At 45.6% G+C, this 15,808-nt stretch carries 12 protein-coding genes and 1 riboswitch; of the genes, 1 reads left to right on the forward strand and 11 read right to left on the reverse strand.

The window, feature by feature from the left end; translation table 11 throughout:
* Positions 1 to 267: 267 nt before the first annotated feature.
* The 11 genes from BN1234_RS20995 to bcp all read right to left on the reverse strand — a co-directional run bounded on the left by BN1234_RS20995 (position 268) and on the right by bcp (position 14,547).
* Positions 268 to 1,635, reverse strand: a complete 1,368-nt coding sequence (locus tag BN1234_RS20995) for an NCS2 family permease (protein ID WP_054958589.1) — start codon at positions 1,633 to 1,635, stop codon at positions 268 to 270.
* Positions 1,636 to 1,820: 185 nt separating this feature from the next.
* Positions 1,821 to 1,920, reverse strand: a riboswitch (purine riboswitch).
* A 260-nt stretch (positions 1,921 to 2,180) separates the two neighbouring features.
* Positions 2,181 to 2,393 (reverse strand): DUF3006 domain-containing protein, encoded by a 213-nt coding sequence (locus BN1234_RS21000; RefSeq protein ID WP_054958590.1) that lies wholly within the window; start codon positions 2,391 to 2,393, stop codon positions 2,181 to 2,183.
* 17 nt (positions 2,394 to 2,410) lie between these two features.
* On the reverse strand, positions 2,411 to 3,883 hold the full coding sequence (locus tag BN1234_RS21005; protein WP_054958591.1) for an MBL fold metallo-hydrolase: 1,473 nt from the start codon (positions 3,881 to 3,883) through the stop codon (positions 2,411 to 2,413).
* Between the two features lie 400 nt (positions 3,884 to 4,283).
* The gene (guaA, locus tag BN1234_RS21010) at positions 4,284 to 5,822 is read right to left on the reverse strand and encodes a glutamine-hydrolyzing GMP synthase (protein ID WP_054958592.1); all 1,539 of its coding nucleotides are present in this window, start codon (positions 5,820 to 5,822) and stop codon (positions 4,284 to 4,286) included.
* Between the two features lie 77 nt (positions 5,823 to 5,899).
* Positions 5,900 to 8,197 carry a transglutaminase TgpA family protein gene (locus tag BN1234_RS21015; protein WP_054958593.1) on the reverse strand — a complete coding sequence of 766 codons (2,298 nt, stop codon included), beginning with the start codon at positions 8,195 to 8,197 and terminating at the stop codon, positions 5,900 to 5,902.
* The gene (locus BN1234_RS21020; RefSeq protein WP_054958594.1) at positions 8,169 to 9,473 is read right to left on the reverse strand and encodes a DUF58 domain-containing protein; all 1,305 of its coding nucleotides are present in this window, start codon (positions 9,471 to 9,473) and stop codon (positions 8,169 to 8,171) included. The genes BN1234_RS21015 and BN1234_RS21020 overlap by 29 nt, the downstream gene beginning before the upstream one ends.
* The gene (locus BN1234_RS21025; protein WP_054958595.1) at positions 9,470 to 10,471 is read right to left on the reverse strand and encodes an AAA family ATPase; all 1,002 of its coding nucleotides are present in this window, start codon (positions 10,469 to 10,471) and stop codon (positions 9,470 to 9,472) included. Before BN1234_RS21025 ends, BN1234_RS21020 begins: the two co-directional genes overlap by 4 nt.
* A gap of 190 nt (positions 10,472 to 10,661) precedes the next feature.
* Complete coding sequence (locus BN1234_RS21030; protein ID WP_054958596.1) at positions 10,662 to 11,843, reverse strand: NAD(P)/FAD-dependent oxidoreductase; 1,182 nt, start codon at positions 11,841 to 11,843, stop codon at positions 10,662 to 10,664.
* A 34-nt stretch (positions 11,844 to 11,877) separates the two neighbouring features.
* Positions 11,878 to 12,345 carry a DUF1641 domain-containing protein gene (locus BN1234_RS21035; RefSeq protein ID WP_054958597.1) on the reverse strand — a complete coding sequence of 156 codons (468 nt, stop codon included), beginning with the start codon at positions 12,343 to 12,345 and terminating at the stop codon, positions 11,878 to 11,880.
* Positions 12,346 to 12,619: 274 nt separating this feature from the next.
* Complete coding sequence (locus BN1234_RS21040) at positions 12,620 to 13,915, reverse strand: polysaccharide deacetylase family protein (RefSeq protein WP_054958598.1); 1,296 nt, start codon at positions 13,913 to 13,915, stop codon at positions 12,620 to 12,622.
* A gap of 161 nt (positions 13,916 to 14,076) precedes the next feature.
* Positions 14,077 to 14,547: a thioredoxin-dependent thiol peroxidase gene (gene bcp / locus BN1234_RS21045; RefSeq protein ID WP_156337293.1), complete on the reverse strand. Its 471-nt coding sequence runs from the start codon at positions 14,545 to 14,547 to the stop codon at positions 14,077 to 14,079.
* A 141-nt stretch (positions 14,548 to 14,688) separates the two neighbouring features.
* On the opposite strand from bcp, the gene BN1234_RS21050 reads away from it, so the two are divergent.
* Positions 14,689 to 15,771 carry an LCP family protein gene (locus BN1234_RS21050; RefSeq protein WP_054958600.1) on the forward strand — a complete coding sequence of 361 codons (1,083 nt, stop codon included), beginning with the start codon at positions 14,689 to 14,691 and terminating at the stop codon, positions 15,769 to 15,771.
* Positions 15,772 to 15,808: the final 37 nt, after the last annotated feature.

The raw sequence follows: 15,808 nt of genomic DNA on the forward strand, positions 1-15,808 counted from the left end.
CTCTATCGAAGTTAGCAAGCACTTTTTTCGAATATTTTTTCGAATTCATTTCGCTTGTTCTCTCTCAAGTCGTGTGCCGTCCGTATCTCTCGGGCGGATTTATAATATAGCATGCCTTCGACATATTTTGCAACACTTTTTTTAAAAAAATTCATATAGAAGAATGTGGTTTCGAACTTCACATACATTTGCAACGAAAAAGGAGCCCTCCCTCAAGACCTAAGATCTTCAGGGAAAGCTCCTTTGTTTACAACTAATTACTCGTAATTACTCGATACCCAAAAATGCATATCGAAGGACAATGATAACGAACAGTATCCACATCAGACCATGGATCTTAATATCACGGCGTCCTGTCATTTTTGCAAATACAGCCAGAATCACGTAAGAAATAATACCTGCGGAGATACCATTAGCGATACCGCCTGTGAATGGCATCAAGATGATGGTCAAGAACGCCGGGAAAGCAACGAAGAAATCATCCCAATCAATCTTGCCGATCTGGCTCATCATCAGAACACCAACAATAATCAGAGCCGGGGCTGTAGCTGCTGAAGGAACAACCAGCGCAAGCGGAGCAAGGAACAACGATAGAACGAACAACACACCTGTCGTTACTGCTGTCAAGCCCGTACGTCCGCCTGCAGCAACACCTGAAGCACTCTCTACAAATGATGTTATAGTACTTGTTCCAAGGACAGCACCTGCGCTGACACCAGCCGCATCAACCAGCATCGCTTTACCGAGCTTCTTCTCGCCTTCTTTATCTTTCAGAAGTCCGGCACGACCTGCCGTACCCACGAGTGTACCGAAAGTGTCAAACAGCTCTACGAATGTAAAGATAAAGATAACTTCCACGAGGCCGATGCCTATAGCACCTTTAATGTCCAACTGTCCAACAGCAAGATTATCAAACGAAGGAAGCCAGCTTGCACCGCTAAGTCCTGATAAATCCGTAACTCCCATCGGAATACCGATCAGCGTTGTGCCTACGATCCCGATCAACAAAGCACCTTTAACCTTTAGAACCATCAATATAGCGATCAAGAACAGTCCAATCAAAGCGAGCAATGTATCTTTTTGCTCTACAAAGTTACCCAACGCCAAGTTAAAAGCTCCGCCAGCTACCGGATGACTAATATCCGTCCCTGGATTAACACTAACCATAACCAGGTTAGCCAGTTTCAATCCGACGATCGTAATAAATAAACCAATACCAATGGTGATTGCAATTTTCAAATTGTTAGGTACGGCAGTTAATAGCATCTGACGCACTTTCGTAACCGTAAGAATAATGAAAATAATACCGGAGAGGAAAACCGCTCCCAGGGCAGCCTGCCATGTAATAGCGCCATTTGAGCTCAATACGACAGTCATAAAATAAGCGTTCAGCCCCATACCCGGAGCAAGCGCGATCGGAATGTTGACGAACAATCCCATTACAATCGTTACGAGACCCGCACCTATGGCTGTGGCAAAAAACACACCTTCTTGTGGAATGCCCGCACCATCAGGACCAAGAAACAGGTTGTTGACAAAAAGAATGTATGCCATTGTCATAAAAGTCGTCAAACCTGCGATAATCTCGGTTCTGACATTTGTTCCATGTTCCTTTAGTTTAAAGAAACGCTCCATTATTGAGATATCCCCCTTAAAATTAGTGACTAACGACGAAAAAAAGCCCCGGGATCAAATTCTCCCAGGGCACCCGCTTTAAAAAAGAGATGCAAACAACCGTACACTGCTTGGCACACTTCCATCTGGAATCTGAACAAACCTGTTCATTCACACTCCGGATGCAGCATGTTACGTATCTGTACACTTGCCGCTCTTCTTTTCGTAGCCAGATCATTACGGTGACCTTGTAGAGACTCCCAGGCCCATTCCCGGGATTATACGAAAAAGCACTTATCGTTGTTGTCATTTCCTACACTTATTCTAGGACCAAGCACGAAAATTGTCAACAATAAAAACGAATATTAATCATTAATAATTATTATAATGTTCGTGATTCAGCTTTCATTTCAGATAATATATAGTTAACGAGTCCTATTCAAACTAAAAAAACCTCCAATTTGAGTTGCATCCTGCATCCTTTCTCCCCCTTTAAACTTCTGACTAAAGAAAGAAGGAGCATCCCGCAAGATCATCAATCTTCGAGAGCTCCTTCTATAATTCCACTAGTCTTCCCAAACTTTTTTCATCAGTTCTTCGATCTGTTTTTTACGCCGTTTTGTCTGGTCCTTGTCGGTTCTCCATACACCATCAACCAGAACAACAACGTCATTTGATTTAACCTCTCTGGATATTTCCTTTTTGTTGACGTCTATTGTTCTACCATCTACCTCAATAACCGCATAATCACCTTCAAAACGGTCAACAATCCCCTTCATCGTTCTTCACCCCTTCTCTACTCACAAGCGACTCCATCTCTATCTCTGTCCAGTTTCGTGCTGTAACCAGGGTCACCTTCATATAAGGGAGCCTTTCCTGCATTTCGTACTTCAGTGCAATTTTTGTAGGACACAGAACTGTTCTGGCTGTTGTCTTTTTTCGGTGATGTTTCAGTCTTTTCTGTGGATGTGGACGGCTGGATTTTCTTTGGCGGAGTAACAGATGTAGTCGTTTTATCCGCTGCCGCTGCTTTCCACTCATTCTGGGAGACGGTGATTTTCTCCCCATTCGATGTAAAAATAATATTGCCCTGTTTATCGTTCCTGTATATTTTAATCTTCTTATCCGAAAGGCGCTTAATAATACGGTCGGTCGGATGGCCGTAACTGTTGTTCCCCACTTGAATTACCGCATAGGTAGGGTTGACCGCATTTAAAAAGGACTGACTTGTCGATGAATTAGAACCGTGATGGCCAACGAGCAAGACATCCGCATTTAAATCAGTGCCACTGGAAAGCATGGCCTGCTCACTCTCTGCTTCGGCATCACCCGTAAATAAAAATGAGCTGCTTCCGTATGTGAGCTTGATGACAGCACTCATATTATTTTTGTCATCGGAAGTATGAACGGGAGCAATCACTTTTACGGTTAACTGTTCATCCAGCTTCAGGTTTATTCCTGCTTTAGCTGTCGAGACTTTCAAATTTTTATTTGCAATGGATGTAAGCAAAGATTCAAATGTTTTTGTGCTGGAGCTAACCTTGGGCATATATATACTTCCAATATCAAACGCATTCACAACAGCATCTAGTCCGCCAATGTGGTCTGCATCTGGATGTGTTCCAACCAAAATATCTACTTTCTTGACACCTTGCTTGTTCAGGTAATTGACCATGCGTTGTTCATCATCATTGTCACCACCGTCGATAAGCATGGTTTTGCCGCCGGGCGTTATAATCAACTGGCTTGCACCTTGCCCGACATCTATGTAATGCACTTGAAGCTTCCCGCCAGGTTTAGTGGAAGTCTTGTCTGAGGCTTTATTTGTTGTCTTATCGGTAGTTTTATCGGTAGTTTTATCGGTAGTTTTATCGGTAGTTTTATCAGTGGTTTTATCTGCGCTCTTATCTTCGGTTTTAGCTTCAGTTTTATCTTTTGTTGAGTCAGACGTTTTATCCTCACTCTTCGGCTCACTTGACGGTGTTTCACTCTCATCCGATGGCTTTGTGTCATCCGGAACTTCTTTTATATCCGGTTGAACAGTTGTGCCCTCCTGCTGTGTTGGATTGGTCTGAGTAACCCCACTCTCTTCAACAGGTGCTAACGCCCCTACAATAAGCAAAAAAACAAAAGATGCAATCAATAAATAGAAACTTTTTTTCCTTCCACTTATTCCTAGCGACTTAATATTACCCTTAATTAATCCAGCAATGGATAAAATAAATCCAATCGCCGCTAAAAAACACAAGACATTTGTCATAAATTCCATTATGCATAACCCCATTCATGTTCGTATTCTAGATGCACTTTAACTCTGATGATGAACATAGCAGAGCGTAAAAAATGATAACGGAAAACACCCCAATTTACCGCAATACACCGTAATACATCCTAATAGAGCCTCATTGCAGCCCCCCTTGGCACTTTATTCGGTTACGATATAAATATAGGCTGAACCCTATCATTCATAATATGAAGTATTTCATCCTCCTCGTGAATTGCCCTTGATTTGACCATAACAAAAAATCCCTTTTATTCGCCAGGATCGCAAATAAAAGGGATTGTTTATGAGCACGTATCGTGCAAATATTCATAAAAATTCGATGTCACCCAAGTCACATTCCTGTACGCTAAGGGACATGAGCATTGGATGATCGATAGTCTTTATCCTATTCCCACTCGATCGTTGCTGGCGGCTTCGACGTAACATCGTACACGATACGGTTTACGTTATCTACTTCATTGACGATACGAACGGAGATTTTCTCGAGCACATCCCAAGGAATACGTGCCCAGTCCGCAGTCATGCCGTCGATGGATGTAACCGCACGAATACCTACTGTGTAGGAGTAAGTACGGGCATCACCCATGACACCGACACTCTTCATATTCGGCAGCGCCGTGAAATACTGCCAGATCTCACGATCAAGGCCAGCCTTTGCAATTTCTTCACGCAAAATGTAATCAGAGTCACGAACGATGGTCAGCTTCTCTTCTGTCACTTCACCAAGTACGCGGATGGCAAGACCCGGACCCGGGAAAGGTTGACGCCATACAATGGCTTCTGGCAGACCAAGCTCTTCGCCCACTTTACGAACCTCATCCTTGAAGAGCGCCTTCAGCGGCTCAATCAGTGTGAATTTCATATCTTCAGGCAGACCGCCTACATTATGGTGAGATTTGATCGTATGCGCTGTATCTGTTCCACTTTCAACAATGTCCGTATACAGCGTGCCTTGAGCAAGGAATGCAAAGTCATCAAACTTGCTTGATTCCTCATCGAATACATAAATAAACTCGTTACCGATGATTTTACGTTTTTGCTCGGGATCGTCTACGCCTTTCAGCTTGGACATAAAACGCTCACGCGCATCGATTTTGACAACCTTCATATCAAACTTACCGACAAACGTATCCATTACACTCTCCGCTTCACCTTTACGAAGCAGGCCATGGTCAATAAACATACATGTCAACTGATCACCAATGGCTTTATGAATGAGCATAGCTACAACGGAAGAATCAACACCGCCGCTGAGTGCACACAGGACTTTTTTGTCGCCTACAACATCACGGATTTCACGAACCTGCTCCTCGATGAAGCTTTCCATCGACCAGTTGCCTTCGCATTTACATACTTCATAAAGGAAGTTGCGGATCATGTCGTTTCCGTGTACAGAGTGACGAACCTCTGGATGGAACTGTACAGCGTACAACTTCTTCTCTTCGTTGCTCATCGCAGCAATCGGAGCGGATTCTGTACCAGCATCCAATTTGAAGCCGGTTGGCAGTGAAACAACATGGTCACCGTGGCTCATCCATACCGATTGCTTCTGCTCGAGACCTTTAACCAGAGTAGAATCTGCATTAAACTCCAAATCGGCTTTACCATATTCACGCTTGGCCGCACGCTCAACTTTACCGTCAAGCTGCTGTGCCATCAGCTGCATACCATAACAAATTCCGAAAATCGGAAGTCCCAGATCATAAATAGCTGGATCTACATGTGGTGCATTTTCAGCATACACACTGGAAGGGCCACCAGAGAACACAATACCGCGTGGCGAGAGATCTTTAATTTTCTCAACTGGTGTATTGTAAGGCAACAACTCGCTGTAGACACCCAAATCGCGAATACGTCGTGCAATTAACTGATTATACTGTCCACCGAAGTCCAGGACGACGATGATTTCATTAGGCTTATTCATTAACGGGCCTCCCTTAATTACTGAGATCAATTATACGCAACCCCTATTCCTACCGTCAAGAAAAGGAAGATTAGTTTTCACACCCGTTTTTTAACAATTGTACGGCATTGGCGTAAAAAAAGATTTTTCTCCGTTCGTGAGAGGGGTTCTTTCCTGTAAGCAATCTGTTCCCACCGGCTCGCAAACCTTTCAATTTCTGCTCGAAAATCGTCATCGCTTATATATAAGGAATGTATGTACTTTTTGACGGTTATTCCAGGCTTCATTGCGCCATATCTCTTCTCGATCTGTTTCCACACACGCTCGGATGCCAAAGTCAATTGATCCCGCTCTGTAACAGTTTCGGACGTTTTGCGCCCACCAACAGGCCTTCTCCACCCTCGCAGCATGGCTCCAGCTCCAAGTAACAGCAAAGGCAGAAAAAACAGTGCAAAAGCGGTTAACCGCATAGGCTCTTGGTCTGCGAACCAGATCCCTATAGAGGCCCCCAGTGTCTTCAGCATCTCTATTAAACGATAGGAGCTGTTCTTCGAGGATTGGGCCGGTAACCCTTCCTGTTCAGAACGGCTGTCTGTCCCGATATTCAACCCTGGGGTAGGGTCGAAAGAAATCCATCCTTCACCGGGAAAATATACCTCAACCCACGCATGAGCTTCTTCCTGTGTAACACGATAAGTTTGCTCCGTTCCCTGGACCTTCTCTCCCGGTGCAAAGCCCATAACATAACGGGAAGGTATCCCCTGTGCACGTAATAATACGACCATCGATGTTGCAAAATGGGTGCAGTACCCTTCCCTGAAATCAAATAAAAAATGATCTGTAAAGTCTTCTCCAGCCGGGGGTATCTTGGTTTTAAGCGTATAGGTATACTCTCTCTGCAAATAGGATTTGACAGCCTCTGCTTTTTCATACCTTCCTGAGAACCCAGCTGTAATATTTTTTGCCATGTCACGAACTCTTTGCGGGAGTGAATCAGGCAGCTGCAGGTAGGTGTTCATAATGGCTTCAGGATCAGGACCCAAGGCATGCTGCTGCAGCTTTTCTGCAGACGCCTGAAGCTCAGTCTCAAGCCTATACTCCCCAATACCCGGTACTTCATCCTTAAAATACAGATTACCTGATCTCGGCTCAGTATAAATAACAGGCTTAAGCTTTCTACCGTCCAGACCGTTCACTTCAGTAATTTTGATAACACTACCTCCCGAAAAGAGAGGAATACCGGCAGTATAAGGGGCCTCCAGTATAATTTTTTGTTCTATTATAGGCTTTGCTTCGCGATCCGGAGCACGCATTATATCACTTAAGTCCTCACCTACTTCGGCAGACAGTCCTGCATGCCCGTTCGAAATCCAGCGTCTTCCGTCATAATACGCCAAAGATTCCCCTCGCCAATAAGTGGGGGCTGGTGTTTCTGCTGTGAAAAACAAATCCTTGCCAAGCGTCATCGGTCCTCCCATTTCAGCTCCGAGAGAATCATAACCTGACATGCTTGCACCCAGGTTCTTATTTATCCTGGACATTCCGGAAGTCCATTCTTGGAACTGATCAACTATAGCAAAAACTGAAATTTCAGAGCCTGTCTTGGCCGGAACATATTCTCCTGCTGTGCGCACGATACTTGTTAATGCGGCAGTAAGCATCAGAATGCTCGCAGCCCAGCCAAGTAAAACTCTCGGCCTAATATTATTGCTCCTGCCGTGAAGGTCCTGATCCTGATATTCTTCATTCTTCAGCTTGAGAAGCAGCATCAGTCCCTGTGATATAAGGATGCAGCAAATGCTCCTGAACATATGGATGGCAAGCGGGTCTTCGAGCACTACTTCCATTGCCGCCAAATAACTGATCGTTGTCCCTCCGAACAACCATATGGTTCTGCGGTGTAAAGCAAGCGTATGAACAGCAGACACCATCACACTCCAGCCAAACAGCAGAATAAGTGCCCTTGTCTCGTTACTCAGATCATTGAAGAGCCATCGCTCTGTGAGGGTGCCGGCATCGACCGGAAGAACCTCAGTGACATAGCTTAACAACCACATTAATGGATGCTCAGCATCGAACAGCCTTCCCCACAGCAATAAAATAGACAGAATATTTAAAGGGAGCCATACCCACCCCCGAATCGCAAAAAGTCCCTGAAGCAGCAAAATCACTGCCAGCACCAGCAAGGTATCCAGCATCATTGGACTTTGATCTCCACCTAATCCTTGCAGAGGAAGGAGCCACTCCATAAACAAGCCAAATATCGGCAGAGTAATCAGGAGCCTCGTAATTATCGAACCGAATGAAGATGGACTGAACTTACGAAATCGGCCCGGCACGCCGGCAGCAGGAGTATCAGAGCCAGCTTTATCTGATAAGCTGCTGAAATTCGCCATCCTCACCGCCTCCTCTGGACATGGTGATTTCATAAATATTTTCCTCAAATATGTACAGCAGTCTTCCCCCCGCTTCAAGAAAACGGTCACCCAATCCCCCTTCAACGTATCCAGGCTGTACAGGCTCTTCCGATCTTTCATTCAGCTGGGAGGATTGAAGTGCCATGACTGTCTGTGCAGGTGGACAAACACAATAAATGCTCACTCTTCTGCCTAAAGCTGTTATGCGGATCGCTGCCTCTATCAATGTGTAATGGATCTGACCGGTCACAAGGATCAGTTCGGTTTCCTTGCCCTCATCATCAGCCGCGCCCTGCAATATTCCGGCAGCCGTATCACCTCCGGGCTCATAAGGAACGTATGCTAACGGCAGCAAAATATCCTGTTCATCCTGCCTTTCCGTTCTCGCCGATCGAACGGAGGCTTTTCCTATTCCGCCAATCCAGAGTGATGTGGCCCCATAGGTTATAACAGAAGAATAGAGCAGTCCTGCTGCTGCAGAGACTGCCACTTCAAATGTTGGATCAAAAGCAGCAGATGATCCATTAAGCGGCGCATATCCGGCTTCTGATGTATCTAAAATAATGCACCGGTCTATACTCCGCCCCGGTTGAGGCAGAATCGTCTGGAGCCGCCCAATTTTAGCGGAATTTCGCCAATGAATCCGGTTTAACGGATCACCGGTAATATAATCACGAAGTCCTTGTCCCGGAAGCGCAGAATGTATCGCCTTCGGCACCTCCTCTGCTTCTCCCTCCGTACCTAAGGTTAAATCTCCCCATCCCCGCAGGCTTAATGGACGCGGCAAAACGACCAGTCCGGCAGGACTCAGTACCGTTCTGCTGGAACGGAACCAGCCGAACATGTCTCCCCATTCCACCTCGGAGTCCATAGAAGTCCAGTTTCCCCGTTTGGAGGGCTGAAACGTATATGAACAGCTTACCGAACGTCGAAATCCAGGAAACCACAGTTTGCGGATTGTATGCCCGCCTATCTTGTCAGTCAGCATAATCCAGGGCAGAGGCATCCACGATTTAAACTGAATCGTGACGGTCATCCCGGCATCCTCCCCTGTGTATAAACAAGATGGTGTAATCGTTCTCTTAATCTCTATACGAGAAGGACCAAACATGGAGATCAGCAAACCATTAACGATCATCACAGAGCAAACCCACCAGAGGAACTGCAGGGATTGACCGCCAAGCCAGATATACAGTCCTCCGCTCGCAAGCCAAATACCTATCGCTCTTCCCCATTCCAGAATACGATGCTTCATGCTCGTCCCCCTTTACGGCTGCGCTGCCGCGGGAGCTCAAACATTCTTAGAAGTGTCTCAATCACACCTTCTTGGCCCATTCCAGCGGCACGCGCATCGTAAGCTAACTGAATCCGGTGTGAAAGCACCGGCACCGCCACCCGTAAACAGTCATCCGGTATAACATACATTCGTCCTTCCATAAATGCTGCCGCCTGTGAAGCACGCATCCAGGCAAGCGTCCCCCGCGGGCTGATGCCAAGACGAACACCCTGATGCTTGCGTGAAGCATCGGCGACGGCAACTAAGTATTTTTTTATACTCTCGTCGACATAAACGCGTGCTGCCATTCGCTGCATAGATACAAGCTCTGACCCCAGCAAAAGGGGTTTTACATTTTCAATGGTATGTTGGCTGGATTCCCGCTCCAGCATCAGCATTTCATTATCGATTCCCGGATAGCCTAAAGACAACCGCATCAGAAACCGGTCCATCTGCGCTTCCGGAAGGCGGTTCGTCCCTTCGAACTCATACGGGTTCTGAGTGGCCAACAGGAAGAACGGAGACGGAAGCGGGTAGCTTGTACCGTCTACTGTAACTTTCCTTTCCTCCATAGCTTCGAGTAGAGCAGACTGGGCTCTGGGCGAAGCGCGGTTGATCTCATCCGCCAGGACGATGTTCGAGAGCACAGGTCCGGGTCTGAACTCAAATTCACCGATGTGTGGATAATAGACCGAGGTTCCTGTTATGTCCCCCGGCATTAAATCATAGGTAAACTGAATCCGTCCAAAATCGCAGCCAAGACAGGCTGCAACGGTACGAACCAGCATGGTTTTTCCTACGCCAGGCACATCTTCAAGCAGCACATGACCTCCTGCAAGCATTGCAATGAATGTCAGACGTACCTGTTCCTCGTGCCCGATGATCACACTGCCTACTTTCTTGATTACTCTCTCCAGCACTTCAGGTGCCCACTCTGGATTCGGGGTCTCCTCCTGATAAATAAATGAACCAAACAATGGCCTCTAACCTCCGTTTCTTGTTCATTCTGAATGAACCTAGAATGAATCTATTCTATGAATAGGTTTTCCAAGAAATCGGAAGGATAGACTCTCAGGAAGGAAGAATTCTACTAGCTGAATAATATTTTTAACGCAAAAAACCCGAGACTCGACTTCGAGGCTCGGGTTTTATTTACTGCTAACCGGCTTAGTAAGCCAGTGTGAACAGACCTTTGATGTGGGACAGATAACGAAGGTTACTTGCCTCTTTCATCATGGTTGCAGGCAGACCTTTAAGCTGGGTTTTATTCGCGCCGATTGTACCGATCGCGTCTTTACGGCCCAAGCTTCCCAGTGTACCGGAGAACACGGGAACGAATGGAGCGAGTGCTCCACCTTTGGCATACGCGAACATGTTGTAACCAACAAGTTCACCCATCTGCCAAGCAAGCTGTGCAGTCGGAGGATAAGGACGGCCTCCTTCAGAAGGAAAGACTACCGCACTGTCACCAGCCAGGAATACATCTGGATGGGAAGCAGATTGCAGGAACTCATTCACTACTGCACGGCCGCGATCTACTTGAATGCCGCAGTTAGCAACGACGGAATTGCCTTGAACGCCGCCAGTCCATACGAGTGTACTTGTTTCAAGCGTACTGCCGTCTTTCAATTCTACCGTTGTACCATCCATTTTCGTGATCGGAAGACCCGTCAGGAAAGTTACACCACGTTTTTGAAGGCTGGTTGTCGCACGGTCAACCAATTCAGCAGGGAAGCCTGGCAGAATCGAAGGAGCTGCTTCAACACAATACAGATTGATCTCATCAGGAGAGATACCGTATTTATGAGCAAGCTCGCTCTTCATATCAGCGTACTCACCGACAAGCTCAACACCAGTCAAGCCGCCGCCGCCAACCACGATGGTAGCATCTGCTTTGTTTTTGGTCTTGCTGTATTCTGCAATACGGCTCTCCACATGCGCACGCAGGCGGTTAGCATCATTAACAGATTTGAGGATAAAGCTGTTTTCCTGAAGTCCAGGAATGCCAAAAAATGCGGTCTCGCTGCCCAAGGCAACAACCAGCATATCATAAGTAAAATTGCTTCCGTCTTCCAGATGTACAGAATGCTCATCTGGTTTGATCTCTTTAACTGTACCGATGCGCAGATTTACGTCAGCATCACGGAGCAGTTTATCCAGCGGGAGAGCAACGGCCTTCTCCGAGATATTGCCTGCAGCCAGACGATGCAATTCAGTAATGATCTGATGAGTCGGGAAACGGTTAACAAGCGTAATCTTAGCATCATTCACGCCAAAGTGTTCCCGGGCAGAAAGAGCGCTCAGCAATCCGCCGTAGCCTCCGCCCAGGATTAATATGTGTTTAGACATGACCATCCTCCGTTCTTTGAATAATTTATATGTTTTATCGCTTGTTTTGTTGATCGCGTTCGTTCATAACGTCCAAGAATGCTTGGGCATAACGCAACCCTTTTTGAACTTGAGGATCTTTCAGCATCTTCAACAAACCAAATACACTGATTTGTCCTTGATCATTCTGATTGTGTACACGGTCCCCAGCTTCAATTGCTGCAGAAGAGACGCTCTTGAGCTTTTCCGTTACAGGTTTGGTAAAGCCTGAAAGAGAAGCCATCGTGTCTTCTGCAAGCACTGGATCGGTAGCTACCGATTTGCCAAAATCATAAGCCTTCGTGAAGAATGAAAGCATTTCAGTCAGTTTTGGGAGATTGTCCACAAGAGTAGTGAGCGATTCCTGAACTTCCGGCTTCATCAATTGGTCGAACACATCGAGGCGGTCCGTAGCCGGAGCTCCTAAATTTTCAGCAACGGACTCCGAAGCTTCGGATTGTTGCGGACGGGATGTTTCTGTCATAAGAATTGCCTCCTTTACTTTAAATAAGTTCCCATGAAGAACTTGGCTGCGATTGTACCGATCAAGAGAATCTCGCGGATAATCGGTGGTTATTATGCATCACTGTCAAAAGTGAGAACTTTCAGTTATTCTCTTTCGCGCCAAAATAAAGCAGGGGGAAGCATCCCCCCCCTTTATCATAAAACGTTCGCTTGGGTATGTGATAAATATCTCTAACATCTCTAAGTCTATAACTTGTTTGGAAAAATTACAAACACAAAATACAACTATTTGCCTACAATGTTACAATTCTGTATTTATTAGAGTCATAACTAATGCTCTTCATAGGATGACCGGATATTTCCAAAATGTCCCGGATTGGCATCCAAACGGTATTGCCAATAAACGTCACTTCCGATGCAATTGTTTTCCCACCGCTACCGTTAATTTGTATTACCCCTTTTTCAGGGTCCGCAACCCAATTCAACTTGGATAATGATACCTGTACAGCTCTGTTCTTGTTATCCCAAGTTACCTTTCCTCCCAGCCTTTCAACAGCGGTTCTTAGCGGAACCAAAAGCTTATCCTGGGCCACACGGTATTCTCCTGGAGCAAATTCTGTTGCGAACCCCCGCATATCTATTGTTAAAGTCTTGCCGGCCTTAAACAGGGATCCGTTCCCGCTTACATGATCAGCAATCCATTGTTTTCCCGGCTGAACAAGCTTGGGTACAACTTTGCTCTGAAGTTTAAATTGGACAGGCTCCATTTCCGGTGTCAAAACATCAAAGCGATACCCCTTCTTTTGATAGTAGGAAATAATGTCAGGCAGTGCTTTTACAGATTCACGATGCCCTGCCCCGTCATGGAGCAGAACAATCGCTTTATCCAGGTTCACCTGTGCTGTCGCTCCCTTCACAATTTCTGCTGCGGGAACACCCCTGCGTCTGGAGTCGCCGCTGTCGACATTCCAGTCAAACACACGGTATCCGCCCTCCTGCAGCAGCCTGAAGTATGTCTCGTCGAACTTGCCCGCTGTACCTCCCGGAGCTCTAACCAGCTGAGGCCTGTTGCCTGTGATCAGCCTGACGGTCTCCTCTGTCTGTTTAATCTGATCCCAAAACTCATGAAACCTCTCATAAAGCTTGCTGTAATCGTGATTATATGTATGATTGCCGATAACATGGCCTTCTTCATGTATTCTGCGGATCATCTCCGGCCGAACCTTAGCCTGGGCTCCAAGCACAAAAAATGTAGCTTTAATGTCCTTTTTCTTCAATATATCAAGTACCTCTTCAGTCAGCTCGGATGGACCATCATCAAAGGTAAGGTATACAGTCTTATCACTCTGTTTCTCCTGTTTATTCGGGGCTGCTGAGGCTAATACCGGCTGCTGCACTACAGTCTCCGAACCCTTGTAAATCGTCCGGATCGGTTTATTTTTCATTTCCATGACAGAAGGGTCTGCTTCCGCAACTTCTTTTTGCATGTATTCCGGTTGAAGGGAGATTCCAATTCCGGTCATTGTAAGGACAGCTGCTAGGATGAATAAGAGTGTAATTTTAGTAAATCCGGCGATTTTTTTGAACATATTAAATCTACCTCCACCATTTCTTTTCTATGAATTCCATTGGCATTCTGATAGATTATATGGAGGCTATATCAAAAATAGACTATATGATCTTTCAAAAGCAAAAAATCGGCCCTATCCCACATAATGGAATGATCAGGAGCCGATTTTTATATGATAAATTAGGAACGAACCGCTTCAAGCACCTCTTCAACATGACCCACTACCTTTACCTTGCGCCACTCCTTCACAAGCTTCCCCTCTTCATCGATCAGGAATGTAGAGCGGACAATTCCTTCATACTCCCTTCCGTACATCTTTTTCAGCTGCCATACACCAAACAATACACTAACTGTATGATCTTCATCGGATAACAACAGAAAGGGAAGGTCATACTTCTGAATAAACTTATCATGAGATTTCAGAGAATCCGGACTTATGCCAAGAACCACTGCTCCCTCCTGCTGAAGTGCGCCATAATTATCACGGAAAAAGCATGCTTCATTGGTACATGCGGGTGTCATGTTTTTCGGGTAAAAATAGATAACGATCTTCTTCCCCCGAAAATCGCTTAACGAAACAGGTTTCCCATTCGAGGACGGGAGAGTAAAGTCTGGAACTTCCTTTCCCATTTGTACTTGAGCTTCAGTCATTATGCCAAACATCTCCTTGTTGAACGGGGATTACCCCGTAAAATTGATTGTCTTTTCCAAAAAAATTATAATAGAGTGAATACAGATGAGCAAAATGCCGCACTTACTATTCACCAAGTGTACTCCGAAAGGAAGAACTCAATGGAAAAAAGAGCAAAGAGAACAAAAAAAACGAGCAGAACAAAGAAAACCATCATATGGTCTGTGAGTCTTATTGTCGCCGTCATTCTGGGCTATGGAACTTATTATGCTTCCTCAATCTACAGCGGTCTCGAAGGACTTAAGAAGAATGGCGAATCTTCTCCCTTCAAAGAATTAGAACAGGTTGATGCTAAGGCACCCGAACCCCCAAAATGGGAAGGCAAGGAACCTGTTAACATCTTGCTCATGGGAGTGGATGCCCGCGGGTTTAAAGAGGGTGAGATTCCCCGCTCAGACAGTATACTCGTCGCCTCCATCGATCCGGTCAAAAAGAATATGCATTTATTCTCCATTCTTAGAGATACATACACGGAAATTCCCGGCCATGGCCAGAACCGGATTAATACCGCCATCACACATGGCCCTAAAACAGCGATGAAGGCTGTTGGTGATCTGTTAGGCATTCCAATTCAGTATTACGTATACACGGACTTCCAGGGCTTCATGAAGCTTGTGGATGCTGTCGGTGGTGTGGATTTCTACGTTGAGAAAGATATGAAATATTCCAGTAAAGCTGACAAAAATGAATATGACATTGATCTTAAAAAAGGCATGCAGCATCTTGACGGTAACAAGGCTCTGCAATATGCGAGATTCCGTTTTGACAAAATGGGCGATTTCACACGTACGGAACGTCAGCGCGAGCTTATTAAAGCTGTGGCTAAAAAAATGCAGTCCACCACGTCCATTATGAAGCTGCCGGACATCTTGAAATCAGTCAGTCCGTATATCGACACCAACATGGATGTCGATGACATGTGGAAACTTGCGAATGTTGGATATCAGAGTAAAATGAAAGGCAGTGAGCAAGTCCCTCCAATGAAACTTTTAGTCGAAGCTAATGTCGGTGGTGCTGACGTTCTGACCGTTGGAAATCCGGATACTCTTAAACAGTATATCCAGGATATCTTGAATCCTCCGGCAGAAACTGAAAATGATGGTGAAGACAGTGAAGAAGGAAACCAAGAGGATAACTCCTCTGATTCCAGTTCCAGTTCAGATTCATCTTCCAACAATAATTAGTATTCTATTATAAAAGATCAGGGCAGGCCGCATCATC

Origin of the sequence: Paenibacillus dakarensis, assembly GCF_001373415.1 — a bacterium.
Classification (GTDB): domain Bacteria; phylum Bacillota; class Bacilli; order Paenibacillales; family Paenibacillaceae; genus Paenibacillus_AQ; species Paenibacillus_AQ dakarensis.